The organism is Roseicella frigidaeris (assembly GCF_003258945.1).
GTDB lineage: Bacteria > Pseudomonadota > Alphaproteobacteria > Acetobacterales > Acetobacteraceae > Paracraurococcus > Paracraurococcus frigidaeris.
The window spans coordinates 40,293-59,031 of record NZ_QLIX01000011.1 but is presented as its reverse complement, the minus strand read 5'-3'; the positions used below and the strand labels follow the sequence as shown (position 1 = coordinate 59,031).

Here is an 18,739-nt window from a genome sequence, read left to right as displayed (position 1 = left end):
CTATCCGCCCGACGCCTCGGCGGCGGCCAGCACGCGCTCCGCCTGGCGCAGATGCGGGCGGTCCAGCATCTTGCCGTCCAGCCCCACCGTGCCGATGCCGGGGCTGGCGGCGAAGGCGGCGACGACGCGGCGGGCGAAGGCGATCTCCGCCTCCGTGGGCCGGAAGCCCTCGTTGATCGGCCCGACCTGCGCCGGATGGATGGCGATCTTGCCGGTGAAGCCCTCCCGCCGCGCCGCGGCGCAGGCGGCGCGCAGCCCGGCCTCGTCGCGGAAATCCGGCTCCAGCGAGTCGATCGGCTGCACCTCGGCGGCGACCGCGGCGAGCAGGCAGGCCGAGCGCGCCATGCGGTAGGTGAGCGAGAGCGGCCCCTCGGCATCGCGGTTGCTGCTGGCACCGAGCGCCGCGGAGAGATCCTCGGCGCCCCAGGTCAGCCCGTGCAGCCGCGGCACCGGCTGCCGCGCATACTCGCCGAGGCCGAGCACCGCCGCCGCCGTCTCGGTGGCGACGGCGAGCAGGCGGATGCCACCCGGCGGCAGGCCATCCCGCGCCTCGAGCGCATCGAGCCAGTGGGACAGGCGCAGCAACTCGGCCGGCCCGGCCACCTTCGGCACCACCAGCCCGTCCGGCGCGGCGCGCACCACCGCCGCGGCATCGGCCAGCCCCTCGCCATCGAGCGGGTTGATGCGCACCCAGAGGCGCGGCCGCCGCGCCGCGCCGGCATGCGCCGCGAGATAGTCGGCGATCATGCCGCGCGCGACCGGGCGGCGGTCGGCGGCGACGGCATCCTCGAGATCGAGGATCAGCGCATCGGCGCCGCTTTCGCCGCCCTTCGCCAGCTTGCGCTCGCTGTCGCCGGGGACGAAGAGCCAGGAGCGCGGCGGCGCGCTCATGCCGCGCCCCCCTCGGGCTCTCCCGCCGGCCGGCCCTTCATCAGGGCGGAGCGGCGACAATGCGCCACCAGCTCGCCCTTCTGGTTGAAGGCGCGGTGGATGAACTCCACGATGCCCTGGCCGGGCCGCGACTTGCTCGGGCGCTTGGCGACGACCTCGGATTCCACGCGCAGCGTGTCGCCGTGGAAGAGCGGCTTCGGGAAGCGCACCTCGTCCCAGCCGAGATTGGCGACGGTGGTGCCGAGCGTGGTGTCGCCGACCGAGATGCCGACCATCAGTCCGAGGGTGAAGGCGCTGTTGACGATGCGGGTGCCGAACTCGGTCTCGGTGCGGCAGTATTCCTCGTCGAGGTGCAGCGCCGCCGGGTTGTGCGTCAGCGCCGAGAACCAGACATTGTCGGCCTCGGTGATGGTCCGCCGGATGCCGTGGCGGAAGACCTGGCCGATCTCGAATTCCTCGAACCACAAACCGGCCATGCGGCCTTCCTCCCCTTCCGCCCGGCCCGACCGGCCGATGCCGCCCGAGGATACAGGGACGAGCCGCCGCGTCATCCGGCGCCGCCCCCGGGCCTCGCCGCGCGCGTGCCGCGCACCGGGCCGTGCGCCAGGCCCGTCCCGGGCCCAGGCTCTTCCCAGGCTTATTATAAGCTTGCGCACCGTAAGCCTGCGCAATAGTTCGGCGCAAGCCTCACGCCCGCGGCCTTCCCCCATCCGGTGGCGGCGGCGACACTCGGCGGAGGAACGGAGGGAGGGTAGTCATGGATTTCGGTCTCTCGCCCGAGCAGGAGGCGATCCGCGAGGGCGTCGCCGCGGTCTGCCGCCGCTTCGGCGACGACTACTGGCGCGACTGCGAGGCCGAGGCGCGCTTTCCCCGCGAATTCCACAAGGCCATGGCCGAGGGCGGCTGGCTCGGCATCACCATGCCGCCCGAACAGGGCGGCGCCGGGCTCGGCGTGACCGAGGCGGCGATCATGATGCACACCGTCGCCCGCAGCGGCGGCGGCATGGCGGCCGCCTCCTCGCTGCACATCAACATGTTCGGCCCGCACCCGATCACCGTGCACGGCACGCCCGAGCAGCGGGCGCGCTGGATCCCGCGCCTCGTCGCCGGCGAGGACCAGGCCTGCTTCGGCGTGACCGAGCCGAATGCCGGGCTCGACACCACCAGCATCACCACCTTCGCGCAGCGGGTGCCGGGCGGCTACCGGGTGAACGGGCGCAAGATCTGGACCTCCACCGGCCAGGTGGCGAACAAGATCATGCTGCTGACCCGCACCGTGCGGAAGGAGGAGGCGCGCCGGCCGACCGAGGGCATCACGCTCTTCTACACCGATCTCGACCACAGCCGGATCGAGGTGCAGCGCATCCCGAAGATGGGGCGCGCCGCGGTCGATTCGAACATGGTCTTCATCGACGACCTCTTCGTCCCCGAGGCGGACCGGATCGGCGAGGAGGGGCGCGGTTTCTCCTACCTGCTCGACAGCCTGAATCCCGAGCGCGTGCTGGTCGCCATGGAGGGCATCGGCATCGGCGAGGATGCGCTGGAGCGCGCCGCCCGCTATGCCCGCGAGCGCAGCGTCTTCGGCCGCCCGATCGGGCAGAACCAAGCGATCCAGCACCCGCTGGCGGAATGCTGGACGGCGCTGGAATCGGCCAAGCTGATGGCGCTGAAGGCGGCCTGGCTCTACGACAGCGGCCAGGCCTGCGGGGCGGAGGCGAATGCCGCCAAGCTGCTCGGCGGCCGCGCCGGCTACAATGCCTGCCTGCAGGCGGTGCTGACGCATGGTGGCATGGGCTACGCCAAGGAATACGTGGTGGAGCGCCTGCTGCGCGAGGTGATGATCACCCGCATCGCCCCGGTCTCGGAGCAGCTCGTCCTCTCCTTCATCGCCGAGCGCGTGCTCGGCCAGCCGAAATCCTACTGAGATGACGCCGCTCGCCGGGCTGAAGGTGCTGGATTTCTCCAAGGTGCTGGCCGGCCCGCTCTGCGGCCAGTGGCTCGGCGATCTCGACGCCGATGTGGTGAAGGTGGAGCCGCCCGGCACGGGCGACGACACCCGCGGCTGGCCACCCTTCCGCGAGAGGCCGGGCGGCCGCGCCGGCGCCGTCTTCCTCGCCGCCAACCGCAACAAGCGCAGCCTCGCCCTCGACCTCAAGACGCCCGAGGGCCAGGCGGCGGCGCGCCGCATGACGGCCGAGGCGGACGTGGTGATCGAGAGCTACGCGACCGGCGTCGCCGAGCGGCTCGGCATCGGCGCCGAGGCGCTCCGCGCCGCCAACCCGCGGCTGATCCATTGCAGCATCTCCGGCTTCGGCCGCAGCGGGCCGCTGGCGCAGGGGCTCGGCTACGACGTCATCCTGCAGGCCTTCTCCGGCATCATGGCGATGACCGGCGAGCGCGAGGGCGGGCCGATCCGCAGCCCCTTCTCGCCGATCGACCAGGCGACGGGCATGCAGGCCTTCTCCGGCATCCTCGCGGCGCTGCTCGAGCGGGGGCGCACCGGCCAGGGCTGCCGGCTGGAGGTCTCGCTGCTCGAGACCGCGACGGCGCTGCTCGGCTACACGCTGCAGATCTACTGGGAGAAGGGCGTGCTGCCGGGGAAATGCGGCTCCGGCCACGAATCCCTCTGCCCCTACCAGGCCTTCGAGGCCAGCGACCGGCCGGTGCTGATCGGCATCGCCAGCGACAACCTCTGGCGCCGCTTCGCCGCTGGCATCGGCCGGCCGGAGCTCGCCGAGGATCCGCGCTTCCGCAGCAATGCCGACCGGGTGGCGAATTTCGATGCGACCGTCGCCCTGGTGCAGGCGATCGTGCGGACCGAAACGGCCGATCACTGGGTGGCCTTCTGCGGCCGCATCGGCATCCCCTGCGCCGCCATCAACACCATCGCCGAGCTGCTGGCGCATCCGCAGCTCGCGGCGCGCGGCATGGTGATGGACTACGAGCACCCGGCGCTCGGGCCGCTGCACGCCATCGCCCAGCCGATCCAGTTCGAGGGCGCGCCGCGGCAGGTGCGCGCGCCGCCGCCGCTGCTCGGCGCGCATAGCGAGGAGGTGCTGCGGGGCTATGGCTTCAGCCCGGCGGAGGTGGCGGCGCTGCGCCAGGCCGGGGCGCTGGGCTGACCCGGCGGTGCCGGTTGCGCGAGCCGGGCGCTTCGGCCTTCGGGATCGCGCGCCGGCTGCGATAGGCTCGCCGCATCGGAGAAGGAGACCCAGCCATGGCCGAGGCGAAGCTTGCCCCCAACCTGCCGCAATGGATGCAGGAGCATGCCGAACGCTACCTGTCGAGCGGCGGCAAGGAGGGCCATATCTACACCGTCTCGCCGCCCGGCTATGGCGAGTTGCAGGTGCCGTCGCTGCTGCTGACGACGACCGGCCGCAAATCCGGCGAGAAGTACATCTTCCCCCTCTTCTACGGCACCGCCGGCAAGGGCTGGTTCGTCGTCGCCTCGAAGGGCGGCGCGCCGGAGCATCCCGGCTGGTACCGCAATCTGCTGGCTGACCCGATGGCGGAGGTGAGGGTCGGCACGGAGACGGCGCAGGTCCGCGCCCGCACCGCGACTGGGGCCGAGCGCGAGGCGCTCTGGCAGCAGGCGCTGACCTTCTGGCCGCCCTATGCCGACTACGCGAAGAAGACGACGCGCGAGATCCCGGTGGTGGTGCTCGACCCCGTCTGACCGCGCCTCACAGCAGCAATGCCAGGCCGGAGACGATCAGCATGGCATTGACGATCGCCGCGAACTGCCCATCCGACAGCCGGCGGAACAGCGCCAGGCCGAGCCAGGTGCCGAGGAGCGCGGCCGGCAGATAGGCCAGGGCCGCCCAGCCCGCCCCGGCCGGCAGGGCGGGCCCGGCGCCGAGCGTGGCGAGGGCGGCGAGCGCCAGGAGCTGCATGCCGAGGATGTAGGCCTGCATCAGGCCGCGCTGGCGCGCCTTCTCCCAGCCCTGCAGGCTGCACCAGATCATCGCCGCCGGTCCGGGCAGCGCCGCCATGCCGCCGGTGACGCCGCCGAGGGCGCCGGCGAGGATGGCGGTCCAGCGGGGCGCCTGCCGCGGCCGGCCCGGGCGGCGGCACAGCATCCAGAGGCCGTAGAGGATGAGCAGCCCGCCGAGCGCGCCGGCATAGTGCTCGCGCCGCAGGTGCAGGAGCAGCCAGAGGCCCGCCGGCAGCCCCAGGGCGCCGCCGAGGAAGAAGCGCGGCAGCCAGCGCCACTCGATCTGCCGGCGCAGCTGCCAGACGCTCAGGAGCTGGATGCCGATGCTGCAGGTGAGCATGACCTGCACGGCCAGGGCCGGGCTCCGCAGGAGGTACAGCAGCAGGCCGCCGCAGAGCGCGGAGAAGGCGAAGCCGGCGATGCTGGAGACCGTGGCGGAGACGAGGATGGCGAGCACGGCCAGCCCGCTCACCGCCTCGGCGCCCAGCCGGTGCAGGCCCTGGCCATAGAGGAAGGCGACCGGCAGCAGCGCCGCCGCGGTGACGACGCCGGGCAGCCAGGCCGGCCGGTGGGAGATCCAGGCCAGCCTGGAGAGCGGTCCACCGACCAGGGCGGGCTGCAGTCTGTCGGACATGACGGCGCCCCTCCTTCGAGCATGCGGCCCCGAAGCGGAGCGTGCGGGCTCGTCATAGGAAACCGGCCGGCCTGGCTGCTGTGCGGCGCAGCACCCCATCCGGCGTGCCGGCGATCCGCCTCGCCGGGGCGCGGCCAGGCGGGCGGGACAGGCCGCAGCGGATCGCGTTCGATGCCGAACGCAACCCGCCACGGGTCATCGGTCCTGGGGCAGAGGCTCGTCCCCGGGCGTTCCCGCCCTCCCGCGAGCCGCATTGAGCAGCCTCAGCCGATCAGGCGAGTCCACCTGATCGGGATCTGCTCCAGTGGCCTGCTGGATGAGGTCATCCGGACAGGATCTGCTCTAGACCCGCATCGGCATCAGCACGTAGAGCGCCTCGGGCTTCGCGGCATCGGTGACCACGGTCGGCGCGCTGCCATCGGCGAAGCGGAACTCCACCTGGTCGCCGATCTGGTCGGTGATGTCGTTGAGGTAGCGGGCCTGGAAGCCGATCTCGAGCGGCGTGTGCTCGTACTTCACCACCTCGGCGTCCAGCTCCTCCTGCGCCTGGCCCTGCTCGGCGGAGGAGGCGGAGAGGAGGAGGTGGTTGCGGTCGAGCGAGAGCTTCACCGGCCGCGAGCGCTCGGAGCTGATGGCGGCGACGCGCCCGACCGCCTCGGCGAACTCCTTCTTCGAGACGGTCAGCACCTTGTCGTTGCCGCGCGGGATGACGCGGTCGTATTCCGGGAAGGTGCCGTCGATCAGCTTGCTGGTGAGCTGCACCGGGCCGATATCGAAGCGGATCTTGGTGTCGGAGAGGCGGATGGCGATCTCGTCCTGCACCTCCTCGGCCAGCTTGCGCAGCTCGTTCACCGTCTTGCGTGGGATGATGACGCCGGGCATGCCCGCCGCGCCCTCGGGCAGCGGCTCCTCGACCCGGGCGAGGCGATGGCCGTCCGTCGCCACGGCGCGCAGCACCTTGCCGCCCTCGCCCTCGGCGGCATGCAGGAAGATGCCGTTCAGGTAGTAGCGCGTCTCCTCGGTGGAGATGGCGAAGCGCGTGCGGTCCACCAGCTCGCGTAGCTGGCCCGCCGGCAGGGCGAAGCCGTGCGGCAGCTTGCCCTCGGTCATGGAGGGGAAGTCCTCGACCGGCAGCACGGCGAGGTCGGTGTTGAAGCGGCCGGCGCGCAGCTTCAGCGCGGCATCGCCGCCGGCATGATCGAGCTCGACCTTGGCGCCGTCCGGCAGCTTGCGGACGATCTCGTAGAGGGTCGCGGCCGGCGCGGTGGTGCGCCCGGGGCGGGCGACCTGGACGCCCGGCACCTCCTCGACCACCGCGATCTCCATATCGGTCGCGGTGAGCTTCAGCACCCCGTCCTGCACGGCGATCAGGACATTGGCGAGGATCGGGATGGTGTTGCGGCGCTCGACCACGCTCTGCACATGCGCCAGGGCCTTGAGCAGGATCGCCCGTTCCACCGTGAACTTCATGCCACCCTGGCTCCCCCGACGGTCCGTTCAGCCGCTACGCGCCCCCCGGCCCGCCTCCCCGGACGGGCCGCTGGGCCGGGGAGAATACCAACTCCCGGCCGCCGCGATAAGCGGGACGCCATGCCTGGCGCAACCCCCGCAGCAGCCGTCGCGGCCCATGGCCGCCGCAATGTTGCTGTTTCGATCCAGGCCCCGGGCGGGGCCGGGCGATCAGGTCTCCAGCATCTTCCGCAGCAGCGCCACGTCCTCGGCGAAGCCGGCATCCTGGGCGATCAGCTCGGAGACGCGGGAAACCGCATGCATCACCGTGGTGTGGTCGCGGTTGCCGAAGCGCCGGCCGATCTCCGGCAGGCTGCGCTGCGTCAGGTGCTTGGCGAGGTACATCGCCACCTGCCGCGGCCGCGCCACGTTGCGGGCGCGGCGGGCGGAGACCATGTCGGTCAGGCGCAGGTTGTAGTGCTCGGCGACCTTGCGCTGGATCTCCTCGATGGAGACGCGCTTCTCATGCGCCCGCAGCACGTCGTGCAGCACCTCATGCGCGCTGTCGATGGTGATCGGCCGGCCGAAGAGGTTGGCATGCGCCACCAGCCGGTTCAGCGCCCCCTCCAGCTCGCGGACATTGGTGGTGATCTTGGTCGCCAGCAGCTCCATCACCTTGGCCGGCACCAGCACCTGCGCCGCCGCCGCCTTGGCCTGCAGGATGGAGAGGCGCAGCTCGTAGGTGGTCGCGTGCAGGTCGGCGACCATGCCGCAGCCGAGCCGCGTGCGCAGCCGGTCCTCGATGCCCGCCAGGTCGGAGGGCGGCTTGTCGGAGGAGACGACGATCTGCTTGCCCTGGTCCACCAGCGCATTGAAGGTGTGGAAGAACTCCTCCTGCGTGTTGTCCTTGCCGATCAGGAATTGCAGGTCGTCGATCATCAGCACGTCGACGGCGCGCAGCGTCTCCTTGAACTCCATCGTGCTCTGGCTGCGCAGCGCGGCGATGAAGCGGTACATGAACTTCTCGGCGCTCATATAGGCGACGGTGCGGGCGGTCTCGCCCTCGCGGATCGCCCAGGCGATGGCATGCATCAGATGCGTCTTGCCGAGGCCGACGCCGCCATAGAGGAAGAGCGGGTTGAAGCCCGGGCTGGCCGGCCGCTCCGCCACCCGCCGCGCGCAGGCATGCGCGAACTCGTTCGGCTTGCCGACGACGAAGGTGTCGAAGGTGAAGCGCGCCTCGAGCGGCACCACCCAGTCGGACCGCGGCTCCGGCGCGCGGAGCTCGGCCGGGCGCGACGGCGCCAGGCTCTCGGCCAGCCCGGCCGGCTCGGCCCGCGCCGGCGCCGCCTCGCCATCGGCGAGCACCGGCTCGGCGCTCGCCGCCTGGGCGACGCGGATCTCGACCCGGCGGATCGAGGCATCCTCGCCCTGCCAGAGCGCGCGCAGGCGATCGCCGTAATGGCTGTTCACCCAGTCCCGCAGGAAGCGCGTCGGCAGCAGGATCACCGCTTCCTCGCCATCGATGCCCGCGAGGGTCATCTGGCGGAGCCAGGTGCGGTACTCGACCTCGCCCACCTCATCCCGCAGGCGTCCGCGGATGCGGGCCCAACACGCGACCATCTGTCCGGACGTTTCGGGCGGCAACCAGCGGCCTCCTCTTCTCCCAAATGCCTTCCGGCTTAGGGACGACGCCGAGCCGACCTGCCCGCGAGCGGGGCCAGGGACCGGGACGTCCGGTGCAGGGTGCGGGGTCGGGGACCGTCCGTCCTAGCGGAAGCGATGTTACCCCGGACCCCAAGTCAGAGCCAATAGTAACTTAACGAAATCGAATGCCGATTTATATAATTGCCCTCACTTTAGCGAAGATGCACAATACCCGGATCCGCCGGTGACAATAAAAAGAAGCGTGCCAGAACAGGAATTGACCCGTTCTTGCACGCTCCCGTTTGTGTCCCGGACGGATGGCCGCACCGCGCCTCAGGCCTGGGCGGCAGCCCCGAGCGACTTGATGCGGGCCGAGAGGCGCGACAGCTTCCGGGCCACGGTGTTCGGGTGGAACACCCCCTTGGTCGCGGCGCGGTGCAGCTCGGGCTGCGCCGCCTGCAGCGCGTCCCGCGCCTGCGCCTGGTCGCCGCCGGCGATCGCCTGCTCGACCTTGCGGAGGAACCCCCGCACGCGGGAGCGGCGCGCACGATTGCGGATGGTGCGCTTCTCGGTCTGGCGGATGCGCTTGCGGGCAGAGGCCGTGTTCGCCATGGGCTGTGGTTTCGACTCAATACGAAGGAGGGGAGGCGTACCGGCGGGCACGCAGGAAGGGGGCTTCTACAGGCGGCGGCGGCGCGGCGTCAAGCGACGGGGCCCCATCGCCCGCCTCGCCGCCCGCCCCTCAGCGGTTCTGGAAATTGGCTTTCCGCTTCTCGGCGAAGGCGGCCATGCCCTCCTTCTGGTCGGCGGTGGCGAAGAGCGCCTGGAAGACCCGCCGCTCGAATTTCACGCCCTCGGCCAGCGTCGTCTCATAGGCGCGGTTCACCGCCTCCTTGGCCACCGCGACGGCCGGCGCCGAGAGCCCGGCGATCGTCTCGCCGACCTTCACCGCCTCGGCCAGCAGCGCGGCCGCCGGCACCACCCGGGCGACGAGGTTGGCCCGCTCCGCCTCCGCCGCATCCATCATGCGGCCGGTGAGGATCATCTCCATCGCCTTGGCCTTGCCGATGGCGCGCGTCAGGCGCTGCGTGCCGCCGGCGCCGGGAATGACGCCCAGGTTGATTTCCGGCTGGCCGAATTTCGCGGTATCCGCGGCCAGGATGATGTCGCACATCATCGCCAGCTCGCAGCCGCCGCCGAGCGCATAGCCCGCCACCGCCGCGATCACCGGCTTCTGCACGAAGGTCACCGCCTCCCAGCGCTTGCCGATGAAGTCGTCGAGATAGACCGCCGGATAGCTGCGCGCCTGCATCTCCTTGATGTCGGCGCCGGCGGCGAAGGCCTTCTCGCTGCCGGTGAGGACGATGGCGGCGACCGCCGGGTCGGCGTCGTAGCCGCGCAGCGCCTGGCCGAGCTCCTCCATCAACTGGTCGCAGAGCGCGTTCAGCGCCTTCGGGCGGTTGAGGCGGATGACCGCGACGCGCCCCTGCAACTCGGTCAGGATCATCTCGTAGCCGGCCATGCGCGTCTCCCCTGCCCTGGCCTCACTCTATCAGCGCTGCGTCCGCGGGCAATGGAAGCTGGCGCGGCCCGCCTGCACGATGCGCTGGATCCCCGGGCAGGGCGGCACGCCGGGGCAGCGCTCGCAGGGCAGGCCGGCGCGGTCATAGACCTTGAACCGCTCCTGGAAGAAGCCGATGCCGCCATCCGCCTGCACGTAGTCGCGCAGCGAGGAGCCGCCGGCGGCGATGCTCTCCTCCAGCACCGCCCGGATCGCCGGCACCAGCCGCTGCAGCCGCGCGCCCGTGACGCTCGCGGCCAGCCGGCGCGGCGAGATGCCGGCGCGGAACAGCGCCTCCGAGACATAGATGTTGCCGAGGCCGGCGACGACCCGCTGGTCGAGCAGCGCCGCCTTGATCGGCGTCCGCTTGCCGGCCAGGGCGGCGCCGAGCACGGCCGGCGTGAAGCCGGGCTCGAGCGGCTCGGGGCCGAGCCCGGCGAGCAGCCGGTGCGCCTCCTCCGCCGCCGTCGGCACCAGGTCGACGCAACCGAATCGGCGCGGATCGACGAAGCCGACGCGCACCCCCGCCTCCGTCTCCAGCGCCAGATGCTCGTGCGCGACCGGGGCGTTCGGCCGGTCCATGGCGTCGCGCGCCACCATGCGGCCCGACATGCCGAGATGGATCAGCACGCTGTCGCCGCCCGAGAGGCGCATCAGCATGTACTTGCCTCGGCGGCGGAACCCGTCCACCCGCGCGCCGGTGAGCCGCAGCGCCAGCCCCTCCGGGAAGGGCCAGCGCAGGTCCGGCCGCGCCACGCTGGCGGCGCGGATCCGCTGCCCCTCCAGCACGCGGCGCAGCCCGCGCATCACCGTCTCGACTTCCGGCAGTTCCGGCATATGTCCCTGCCCTCCCGCCGGGGCTATGCTCGCCGCGCATGAGCGAACGCAAGAGCCACCCGGCAGAGGATGTGATCGACTTCGGCTACCGCGCGGTGCCGAGGGCGGAGAAGGCCAGCCTGGTCCGCCAGGTCTTCGACAGCGTGGCGCCACGCTACGACCTGATGAACGACCTGATGTCGCTCGGCCTGCACCGCGCCTGGAAGCACGCCTTCGTCGCGGCCATCGCCGCCTCGCCGCGGGAGGCGCTGCTCGACCTCGCCGGCGGCACCGGCGACATCGCCTTCCGCGCGCTCGAGCGCGGCGCCGGGCGCGTCATCCTCTCCGACATCAACCCCGCCATGCTGCAGGTGGCGCAGGGCCGGGCGCTGGAGCGCGGCCTCGCCGCCGGGCTCGCCTTCCTCTGCGCCGATGCCGAGCGCCTGCCGCTGCCCGATCGCAGCGTCGAGAAGGTCTCGATGGCCTTCGGGTTGCGCAACTGCACCGACAAGCCGGCGGTGCTGCGCGAGGTGCGGCGCGTGCTGCGCCCGGGCGGCCGCTTCCACTGCCTCGAGTTCAGCCGCGTCGAGGTCGCGGCGCTGGCGCCGCTTTACGATGCCTGGTCCTTCCGCGTGCTGCCCGCGCTCGGCCGCCTGGTCGCCGGCGATGCCGCGAGCTACCAGTACCTCGCCGAGAGCATCCGCATGTTCCCCGACCAGGAGAGCCTGGCGGCGATGATGCGCGCGGCGGGGCTGGAGCGGGTGCGCCACCAGAGCCTCGCCGGCGGGATCGTCGCCATCCATACCGGCTGGCGGTTGTAGGGCCGCGGCGCGCCCGATCCCGGGCCGCAAACGGTGGTATGGCGCGGGCTCAAGAGAGTATACGATCCGCCCTTGGGGGACTTCGGCATGCGGGGGCGTGCCGGAGACATTGCGTGCAAGGGGGGCATTGCAATCCATGGTGCAGCAGTCCGAAACGATTCACGACTTCGACACGCCGGGCCGGGCCGAGAGGGCGCCGCCGCAGCCGGTCCTGCCGGCCCTGGTCCTGCCACCCGGCTGGGTCGGGCTGGAGCGCTGCAACCTCAGCCCCGTCCCCGGCCAGACCGTCGCGGTGCGGCATGTGCTGCTGCATCCCTTCGTCGGCATCGCGCTGATCGACATCGCGCCGGAGGCAACGCATGGCGCCGAGCCGGCGCTGCGCGCCCGGCTCGACGCGGCGCGCTTCGGCGCCATCTTCCCAGGGCATCTGCCGGTCGTGCACCTGCAGGTGACGCCGCAGGAGCTGCGCCTGCTCGACACCATCCTGCCGGCCGCCTTCGCCAACCTGCCGCCGATCAGCCTGCCGGGCGGCGATGGCTGGGTGGGCGTGGTGCGCCGCTCGCTGGCGCCGCGCAGCCCGGCCCGGGGCCCCTCCCCGGCGGCGCCCGGCCGCGCCGGCCGCCCGCCCATGCTGAACCGGGAGGTGGCGGCGCAGCGCATCGGCCTGCCGCCCGCCTCGGTCCGCCTGCCGGTGCAGCCGGACCTCGCCGCGGACCGGCGGCGCTCGGGCCTGCTGGTGGCGCTCGCCCTCGGCAGCGTCGCCGCCGTCACCGCGGCCATCGCCGTGCTCTGGGGCGGCACGCCGCCCCCCGCCCCGGCACCCGAGCTGGCCGCCGCCCCGGCCCCGACCGGCCTGCCGGCCACCGCCCGCACCGGGACGCAGGCCGGCGCGCCGGCCGCGAGTTCGGCCGGCGGCACGGCCTCGCCCGCCGTCCCGGCCGCGCCCGCCGCCGCGCCGGCGGCAGCGGCGCCCGAACGCCCGGCCGGCGCGACGGCGGAGCCGGTGCCGGCCTTCCCGGCCCCGGCGCTGCGGGAGCGCGCCCCCGCCACCGCCGCCACGGCCCCGCCGGTCCCCACGGACCCCGCCGAGGCCGGCCTGGTGATGCCGCGCACCGGCACCAACCTGCGCACCGCGCCGAACAACCGGGCCAGCGTCCTGCGCACCGTGCCGGCCGGCGAGGTCCTGCAGGAATACGACCGCAGTCCGGATGGCTGGGTGCAGGTCGGGCATGGCCGGCCGCAGGGTTGGATGTTCGGGAAATTCCTCGTCCCCGCGAGGCCCTGAGCGCCGGAGCGGCCGCGATGCGCGTCACGGTGCTTGGCCTCGGGGCGGTGGGCGGCTGGCTGGCGGCGGGGCTGGCGCGGGCCGGCCTGCCGGTCGCGGCGCTCGCCCGCGGCGCCACCCTGGCGGCGCTGCGCCGCGACGGGCTGGTCCTGCGCCGGGGCACGACGAGCGAGCGCTTCGCCCTGCCGGCCAGCGACGACCCCGCCGACCTGCCGCCGGCCGACCTGCTGCTGCTCGCGCTGAAGGGCCACGACCTGCCGCCCGCCCTGCCGCTGATCCGCCGCCTGCTCGGCCCGGAGACCCTGGTCGCCACCGCCCAGAACGGCCTGCCCTGGTGGTTCCTGCAGGGCTTCGGCGGCCCGGCCGAGGGGCTGGTGCTGGAGGCCGTCGATCCCGGCGGCGCGCTCGGCCGCGCCCTGCCGGCCGGGCGGGTGCTCGGGGGCGTCGCGCATGTCGGCGCCCTGGTGGAAGCGCCCGGCGTGGTGCGGCTGATGACCGAGGACCGGATGCTCTACGGCGACCCCTCGGGCCGGCATGCCGGGGCGCTGGCGCGGCTCGTCGGGGCGCTGCGCCAGGGCGGCGTGCCGGCCGAGGCGGTGCCCGATATCCGCCGGGAGGTCTGGCTGAAGCTCTGGGGCAATTCCAACATGAACCCGCTGAGCGCCCTCTGCCGCGCCGATATGCGGGCCATGCTGGAGGATCCCGGCGTGCTGGGCCTGGTCGAGGCGATGATGCGGGAGATGGCAGCGATCGGCGGGCGCATCGGCCTGCCGATCGCGCAGAGCATCGAGGAGCGGATGGTGGTCACGCGCCGCATCGGCGCCTTCCGCACCTCCATGCTGCAGGATCTGGAGGCCGGGCGCCGGCTGGAGCTCGGCCCGATCCTCGGCGGGCTGGTGGAGCTGGCGCGGCATCTGGAACAGCCGGCGCCGGTGCTCGCCGGCATCCACGGGCTGGTGCGGCTGCTCGCCGAGGGAGAGGCGCGCAGGCCCGGCTGAGCCGCGCTTCGCCGCACTGGCGGCGGCGCCCATTCGGGCGCTCGGCATGCATGAAGAATTCATGCCGTTGACATTGGACCACGATCCGCTCACGCCGGCTCGAGGATCATGGTCTAGAGCAGATCCTGTCCGGATGACCTCATCCGGACAGGTGAAGATGCTCGTAAAAACAAACACCTAGAGCATTGCAGGTGAACGGACGTTCGCAGGACATGCTCTAGGCTAATGTTCGATCGTGCGATTCACGCCCTAGCCGGGCTCCGGGATGGGCGCCTCGGGGTCGCGTGGCGCGCCGGTGCCGCCGGGGGGCGAGGGCGCATCCTCGGCCGGCGTCACCACCATGGGCTCGGCACGGGGCCGGGCGGGGGGCGGGGCGGCGCCGGGCGCGGCGCGGCCGGGATCGTCGGGGGCCTCGCCCGGGCGGGTGGGTTTCGGCGCGGTGCTGTCGGTCATGCCGGGGCAACGCCGGCCGGCGGCGGCGGGTTCGCCGTCTTGACCCCGGCCCGGCGGCTGCCGAGGCTGCGGGCCCGATCGGGAGGACATGCCTTGCTGGAACTCCGCCCCTGCTGCGAATGCTGCGGCACGGACCTGCCGCCCGCGAGCCCCGCGGCGCGCATCTGCTCCTTCGAGTGCACCTTCTGCGCCACCTGCGCCGAGGGCGTGCTGCGGGGCCGCTGCCCGAATTGCGCCGGCGAACTGGTGCGGCGGCCGGTGCGCCCGGCCGACCGCCTGGCAAAATTCCCCGCCAGCACCGAGCGCAAGGTCAAGCCGCAGGGCTGCGTCGCGGCCTGATCGCCGGTCTGCCGCGCGGCCCCGCTGCAGCGCCGTCGCGGGGCTCTCTACGACCCGGCCAGCGGCACCGCGCCGAGGCCGAGCGCGCCGCGCAGCCGCGTGGCGGCGAGGCGCTGCGCCTCGGCCGCATCCGGCACCACGGCGGCGAGGCCGAAGAACTCATGCGTCGCCCCGGCCCAGGTACGCTGCTCCGCCGCCACGCCGGCCGCTCGCAGCGCCTGCGCCAGCCTCTCGCCATCCGAGCGCAGCGGGTCGATCCCGGCATTGAGGATCGTCGCCGGCGGCAGGCCGCGCAGATCGGCCTTGCCGATGACGTCGAGCCGCGGGTCCTGCAGGTCGAGCGGCGAGCGCGTCAGCTTGTCCACGAACCACAGCACGTCGTCGCGGCCGAGCGGGATGGCGGCGGTATTCTCGAGATAGGAGGGCGTGCGGGTATCGGTGCCGGCCACGGGATAGACCAGCAGCATGTGTGCCGGCATCGGCATGCGCTGGTCGCGGGCGCCGAGCGCGGTGGCGAGGGCGAGGTTGCCGCCGGCGCTCTCGCCGGCCAGCGCGACCCGGTGGCGGTCGGCGCCGAGCCGCTCGGCATGGCCGACCGCCCAGGCATAGGCGGCCAGCGCATCGTCATGCGCGGCGGGGAATTTGTGCTCCGGCGCCTGGCGGTAGTGGCAGGAGAGCACGATGGCGCCGGTCTCGGCGGCCAGCGCCCGGGCCGAGGCGTCATAGGTGTCGAGGTCGGCGATCACCCAGCCGCCGCCATGCCAGTAGAGGATGAGGGGCAGGCGGGCATTGCCGCCGCCCGGGTTGTAGAGCCGCGCCGGGATGCGGCCCCGGGGCCCCGGGATCATCAGGTCGAGCACCTGGGCCACCGGCCGCGGCGTGGTCGGCAGGCCCTGCTGCTGCATCACCCGGCGCGCCGCGTCGGCCATGCTCGGCTGCCGCCGCGCCTGCTCGACGGAGAGGGTGGAGACCGGCTTGGCGCCGAGATCGATGAAGGCCTGCAACACCTGCCCCATCGCCGGATCGGCCGTGTTGGCCGAGAGCAGGGCGGCGGGCTTGCCGGCGCCGCTGCTGGCGCCGGCGACCGTCCCGGTGCCGGAGAGGTCCATGGCGGTGGTCTGGCAGCCGGCGAGGGCGAGGGCGCCGAGCAGCGTGCCGCGACGCGAGAGGCGGGGATGGGTCATGCGGGCTCCGTGGGGGTCGGCAGCAGAACGCCGCCCCTCCGGTCCGGTTCGGCATCGGCCCGCCGCCGCCGCCCGGAAGGCCTGCCCCGCCTGCCGCGGGGCGGGGCTCAGCGCAGGACCTGGCGCACCAGCCGGCGCGCCCGCGCGCCGCGCGGCGGGTCGAGCAGCCGCGCCAGGCTCCAGCGCCCATGCGCGACGCGGCTGCGCAGCAGGCTGAACTCGCGGAACCCCGCCTCGCCGTTGCGCCGGCCGAAGCCGGAGGCGCCGCTGCCGCCGAAGGGCAGGTCGGGGAAGGCGGCGTATTCCAGGCAGCGGTTGGCGACGATGGCGCCGCTCCGCGTGCCGGCGGCCACCGCCGCTTCCTCCGCCCGCGTGGCGCCGAAGAGGTAGATGGCGAGCGGCCGCGGCCGGGCGGCAATCCAGGCGATGCCGGCGGCCAAGTCCGGCACGGGCTGCAAGGCGAGCGCCGGGCCGAAGATCTCCTCCCGGTGCAGCGGATGCCCGGGCGGCGCCTCGGCCAGGGCGAGGCCGCGCCGCCGGCCCGGCCCGTCCGGCGCCAGCGGCACCAGCGCCGCCCCCTCCAGCAGCGCGGCGAGGCGCGCCGCCTGGCGGTCGTTCACCAGCGCCGTCTCGGCCGCGCCGAGGCCGCTCGCCCGGCAGGCGGCGATGAAATCGGCGGCCGCGTGGCCGACGAGCAGGACGGTGTCCGGGGCGATGCAGGTCTGCCCGGCATTCACCTGCTTGCCGGCCAGGATGGCGCGCGCCGCCAGGGCGAGATCGGCGCCGGGCAGCACCAGGGCCGGGCATTTGCCGCCCAGCTCCAGGGTCAGCGGCACCAGGGCCTCGGCCGCCGCCCGCATCACCCGCCGGCCCGTCTCGGTGCCGCCGGTGAAGACCAGATGGTCCCAGGGCTGCGCCGCGAAGGCCGCCGCCACCGCCGGCCCGCCCTGCACCACCTGAACGATCTCCCCGCCCCAGGCCTCGGCGAGCAGCGCGGCGAGCAGCGCGGCGGTCCGCGGCGCCGCCTCGGAGGGCTTGATCGCCACCCGGTTGCCGGCGGCGAAGGCATCGACCGCCGGCCAGAGGGCGAGCTGCACCGGGTAGTTCCAGGGCGCCATGATGCCGACGACGCCCTTCGGCACCGGCTCGACCCGGGCGCGGGCGGGCCAGAAGGGCAAGGGCACGCCGGCCCGGCGCGGCCGGGCCCAGCGCGGCAGCCGCGCCGCGGCGTGGCGGGCGGCATCGACCACCAGCTTCACCTCGGCGAGCAGCGTCTCCTCGGTGGAGCGGCCGCCGAAATCGGCATCGACGGCCTCCGCCACGGCCTCGGCGCGGCGCAGCAGCAGCGCCGCCAGGACGCGCAGCAGCGCCTGCCGGCGCGCCAGGGGCAACGCCCCGTCCCGCGCCTCGGCCGCCCGCAGGGCCGCCAGCGCGGCGGCGGGGTCCCCCTCCCCGGCCGGATCAGCCATCGCCCTGGCCCGCCGCCAGCAGCGCCCGCGCCGCCGCCTCGCCGCTGCGGGTCGCCGCCTCGATGGTCGCCGGCAGCAGCGGATCGGTCCAGTCGCCGGCCAAGGCGAGGTTGCCGAGCGGCAGGCGCGGCGGGCGCAGCGCCGGGCCGGGGGTGTGGCGCGGCGTCGCCCGGCGCTCCTTCACCACCCGGCAGGGCGGCGGCGCCTCCGGCCAGTCGCCGGCCAGGCCGAAGGCGAGCGCCGCCCGGCGCAGCTCGGCCCAGGCGCGCGGGCCGAGCGTCGCCGCCTCCTCGCGCACCGCCGCGTCGCCGGCGCTGACCGTGACGCTGACGCCCGCCGGCCGCACCAGCACCCATTGGCAGAGCGCCTCCAGCAGGCCGAGGAAGCGCACCGGGCCCGGATTGGGATGGGCGAAATGCAGGTTGACGATCGGCGCATGCGCCGCCGGCGTCTCGAGATGCGGCAGCAGGCGCTGCGATTCCCAGGGCGGCGTCGCCAGCACCGCCGCCTCCCCCGGGCCGAGGGCGACGGCGTCCTCGCCGAAATCGAGCCCCACCACCCGGCCGCCGGCGCTCTCCAGCCGGCGCAGCCGGGCGCCGAAGCGGATGGTCGCGCCGCGGCGGGCGAGCGCCGCCAGCGCCGGCGCCACCAGGTCCGGCCCCAGCCCCGCGCGCGCCACCAGCAGCCGCGTCGCCCCCCGCCCGCCGAGGCGGCGCAGCACGGCGCCGAGCCGGCGCGCCGAGGCCTCCCCGCTCGGCGTGTTCAGCGCCGCGATGACCAGGGGATCGACGAAGCCGCGATGGAATTCCGGATGGGCCGCCATGGCCGGCCCGACCGCCCGGTCCCGCCCCGGCAGGGCGAGGCGGGCCAGCGCCAGCAGCGCCCCGGCGGAGAGGCCGGGCGGGCGCAGCGCCGGGTTGCCCCAGGCGAGCGGCGAGAGGGCGACGCGGAAGGCGCGGCCGTCGCGCAGGTCGAGCACCGGCAGCCCCGCCGGCTCCGGCTCCACCCAGCCCTCCCGCGCGCCGATGCGGGCGAGGAAGCCGAGCGCCGCCTGGTTGGCGCCGAGCAGCGCATGGGTGCCGTTGTCGCTGCCATCCGGCAGGGCGCGGCAGCGGCCGCCGGCGACCGGCGCCGCCTCGTGCAGGGCGACCGAACGGCCGGCCTCGGCCAGCGCCAGCGCCGCGGCGAGGCCCGCGACGCCGGCGCCGATCACATGGATGGTCATGGCGCGGCGGCGGGCGTCCCGGCGGACAGGGCC

19 protein-coding genes are annotated in these 18,739 nt (G+C 74.1%); 7 read left to right on the top strand and 12 right to left on the bottom strand.

Annotated elements, in window-relative coordinates; translation table 11 throughout:
* Window positions 1-891 carry an HpcH/HpaI aldolase/citrate lyase family protein gene (locus tag DOO78_RS15345; RefSeq protein ID WP_111470739.1) on the bottom strand — a complete coding sequence of 297 codons (891 nt, stop codon included), beginning with the start codon at window positions 889-891 and terminating at the stop codon, window positions 1-3.
* On the bottom strand, window positions 888-1,367 hold the full coding sequence (locus DOO78_RS15340) for a MaoC family dehydratase (RefSeq protein ID WP_111470738.1): 480 nt from the start codon (window positions 1,365-1,367) through the stop codon (window positions 888-890). Before DOO78_RS15340 ends, DOO78_RS15345 begins: the two co-directional genes overlap by 4 nt.
* Window positions 1,368-1,648: 281 nt before the next feature.
* On the opposite strand from DOO78_RS15340, the gene DOO78_RS15335 reads away from it, so the two are divergent.
* The 3 genes from DOO78_RS15335 (at window position 1,649) to DOO78_RS15325 (ending at window position 4,567) form a co-directional block, all read left to right on the top strand.
* Window positions 1,649-2,815, top strand: a complete 1,167-nt coding sequence (locus DOO78_RS15335; RefSeq protein WP_111470737.1) for an acyl-CoA dehydrogenase family protein — start codon at window positions 1,649-1,651, stop codon at window positions 2,813-2,815.
* A 1-nt stretch (window position 2,816) separates the two neighbouring features.
* On the top strand, window positions 2,817-4,013 hold the full coding sequence (locus DOO78_RS15330) for a CaiB/BaiF CoA transferase family protein (protein ID WP_111470736.1): 1,197 nt from the start codon (window positions 2,817-2,819) through the stop codon (window positions 4,011-4,013).
* A 95-nt stretch (window positions 4,014-4,108) separates the two neighbouring features.
* Window positions 4,109-4,567, top strand: a complete 459-nt coding sequence (locus DOO78_RS15325; protein ID WP_207802920.1) for a nitroreductase family deazaflavin-dependent oxidoreductase — start codon at window positions 4,109-4,111, stop codon at window positions 4,565-4,567.
* A gap of 7 nt (window positions 4,568-4,574) precedes the next feature.
* On the opposite strand, the gene DOO78_RS15320 is transcribed toward DOO78_RS15325, so the two are convergent.
* The 6 genes from DOO78_RS15320 to mutM all read right to left on the bottom strand — a co-directional run bounded on the left by DOO78_RS15320 (window position 4,575) and on the right by mutM (window position 10,953).
* Entirely contained in the window at window positions 4,575-5,459 is an 885-nt protein-coding gene (locus DOO78_RS15320) for a sulfite exporter TauE/SafE family protein (RefSeq protein WP_165838914.1), read from the bottom strand.
* A gap of 342 nt (window positions 5,460-5,801) precedes the next feature.
* The gene (gene dnaN / locus DOO78_RS15315) at window positions 5,802-6,929 is read right to left on the bottom strand and encodes a DNA polymerase III subunit beta (protein WP_111470734.1); all 1,128 of its coding nucleotides are present in this window, start codon (window positions 6,927-6,929) and stop codon (window positions 5,802-5,804) included.
* 210 nt (window positions 6,930-7,139) lie between these two features.
* Window positions 7,140-8,531 carry a chromosomal replication initiator protein DnaA gene (gene dnaA / locus DOO78_RS15310; protein ID WP_111470733.1) on the bottom strand — a complete coding sequence of 464 codons (1,392 nt, stop codon included), beginning with the start codon at window positions 8,529-8,531 and terminating at the stop codon, window positions 7,140-7,142.
* A gap of 357 nt (window positions 8,532-8,888) precedes the next feature.
* Window positions 8,889-9,167 carry a 30S ribosomal protein S20 gene (rpsT, locus tag DOO78_RS15305; RefSeq protein ID WP_111470732.1) on the bottom strand — a complete coding sequence of 93 codons (279 nt, stop codon included), beginning with the start codon at window positions 9,165-9,167 and terminating at the stop codon, window positions 8,889-8,891.
* A 130-nt stretch (window positions 9,168-9,297) separates the two neighbouring features.
* Window positions 9,298-10,077 (bottom strand): enoyl-CoA hydratase, encoded by a 780-nt coding sequence (locus tag DOO78_RS15300; RefSeq protein ID WP_111470731.1) that lies wholly within the window; start codon window positions 10,075-10,077, stop codon window positions 9,298-9,300.
* Window positions 10,078-10,107: 30 nt separating this feature from the next.
* Window positions 10,108-10,953 carry a bifunctional DNA-formamidopyrimidine glycosylase/DNA-(apurinic or apyrimidinic site) lyase gene (mutM, locus tag DOO78_RS15295; RefSeq protein ID WP_111470730.1) on the bottom strand — a complete coding sequence of 282 codons (846 nt, stop codon included), beginning with the start codon at window positions 10,951-10,953 and terminating at the stop codon, window positions 10,108-10,110.
* 38 nt (window positions 10,954-10,991) lie between these two features.
* Between mutM and DOO78_RS15290 the strand changes: the two genes are divergently transcribed.
* The 3 genes from DOO78_RS15290 (at window position 10,992) to DOO78_RS15280 (ending at window position 14,036) form a co-directional block, all read left to right on the top strand.
* Window positions 10,992-11,753, top strand: a complete 762-nt coding sequence (locus DOO78_RS15290) for a class I SAM-dependent methyltransferase (protein ID WP_111470729.1) — start codon at window positions 10,992-10,994, stop codon at window positions 11,751-11,753.
* 139 nt (window positions 11,754-11,892) lie between these two features.
* Window positions 11,893-13,038, top strand: a complete 1,146-nt coding sequence (locus tag DOO78_RS15285; protein ID WP_128080065.1) for an SH3 domain-containing protein — start codon at window positions 11,893-11,895, stop codon at window positions 13,036-13,038.
* Window positions 13,039-13,055: 17 nt separating this feature from the next.
* Window positions 13,056-14,036, top strand: a complete 981-nt coding sequence (locus DOO78_RS15280; protein WP_111470727.1) for a ketopantoate reductase family protein — start codon at window positions 13,056-13,058, stop codon at window positions 14,034-14,036.
* Between the two features lie 249 nt (window positions 14,037-14,285).
* Here the strand turns inward: DOO78_RS15280 and DOO78_RS15275 are convergent, their stop codons facing one another.
* A complete protein-coding gene (locus DOO78_RS15275) occupies window positions 14,286-14,489 on the bottom strand; it encodes a hypothetical protein (RefSeq protein ID WP_111470726.1) in 204 nt (67 codons plus the stop codon).
* 93 nt (window positions 14,490-14,582) lie between these two features.
* Here DOO78_RS15275 and DOO78_RS15270 point away from each other — a divergent pair, with 93 nt between their 5' ends.
* Window positions 14,583-14,828: a DUF1272 domain-containing protein gene (locus tag DOO78_RS15270; protein WP_111470725.1), complete on the top strand. Its 246-nt coding sequence runs from the start codon at window positions 14,583-14,585 to the stop codon at window positions 14,826-14,828.
* A gap of 47 nt (window positions 14,829-14,875) precedes the next feature.
* Here the strand turns inward: DOO78_RS15270 and DOO78_RS15265 are convergent, their stop codons facing one another.
* The 3 genes from DOO78_RS15265 to DOO78_RS15255 all read right to left on the bottom strand — a co-directional run bounded on the left by DOO78_RS15265 (window position 14,876) and on the right by DOO78_RS15255 (window position 18,706).
* Window positions 14,876-16,012, bottom strand: a complete 1,137-nt coding sequence (locus tag DOO78_RS15265) for an alpha/beta hydrolase (RefSeq protein WP_111470724.1) — start codon at window positions 16,010-16,012, stop codon at window positions 14,876-14,878.
* 107 nt (window positions 16,013-16,119) lie between these two features.
* Window positions 16,120-17,481, bottom strand: a complete 1,362-nt coding sequence (locus tag DOO78_RS15260) for an aldehyde dehydrogenase family protein (RefSeq protein WP_111470723.1) — start codon at window positions 17,479-17,481, stop codon at window positions 16,120-16,122.
* A complete protein-coding gene (locus DOO78_RS15255; RefSeq protein WP_165838913.1) occupies window positions 17,474-18,706 on the bottom strand; it encodes an FAD-dependent oxidoreductase in 1,233 nt (410 codons plus the stop codon). The genes DOO78_RS15260 and DOO78_RS15255 overlap by 8 nt, the downstream gene beginning before the upstream one ends.
* Between the last annotated feature and the right edge of the window lie 33 nt (window positions 18,707-18,739).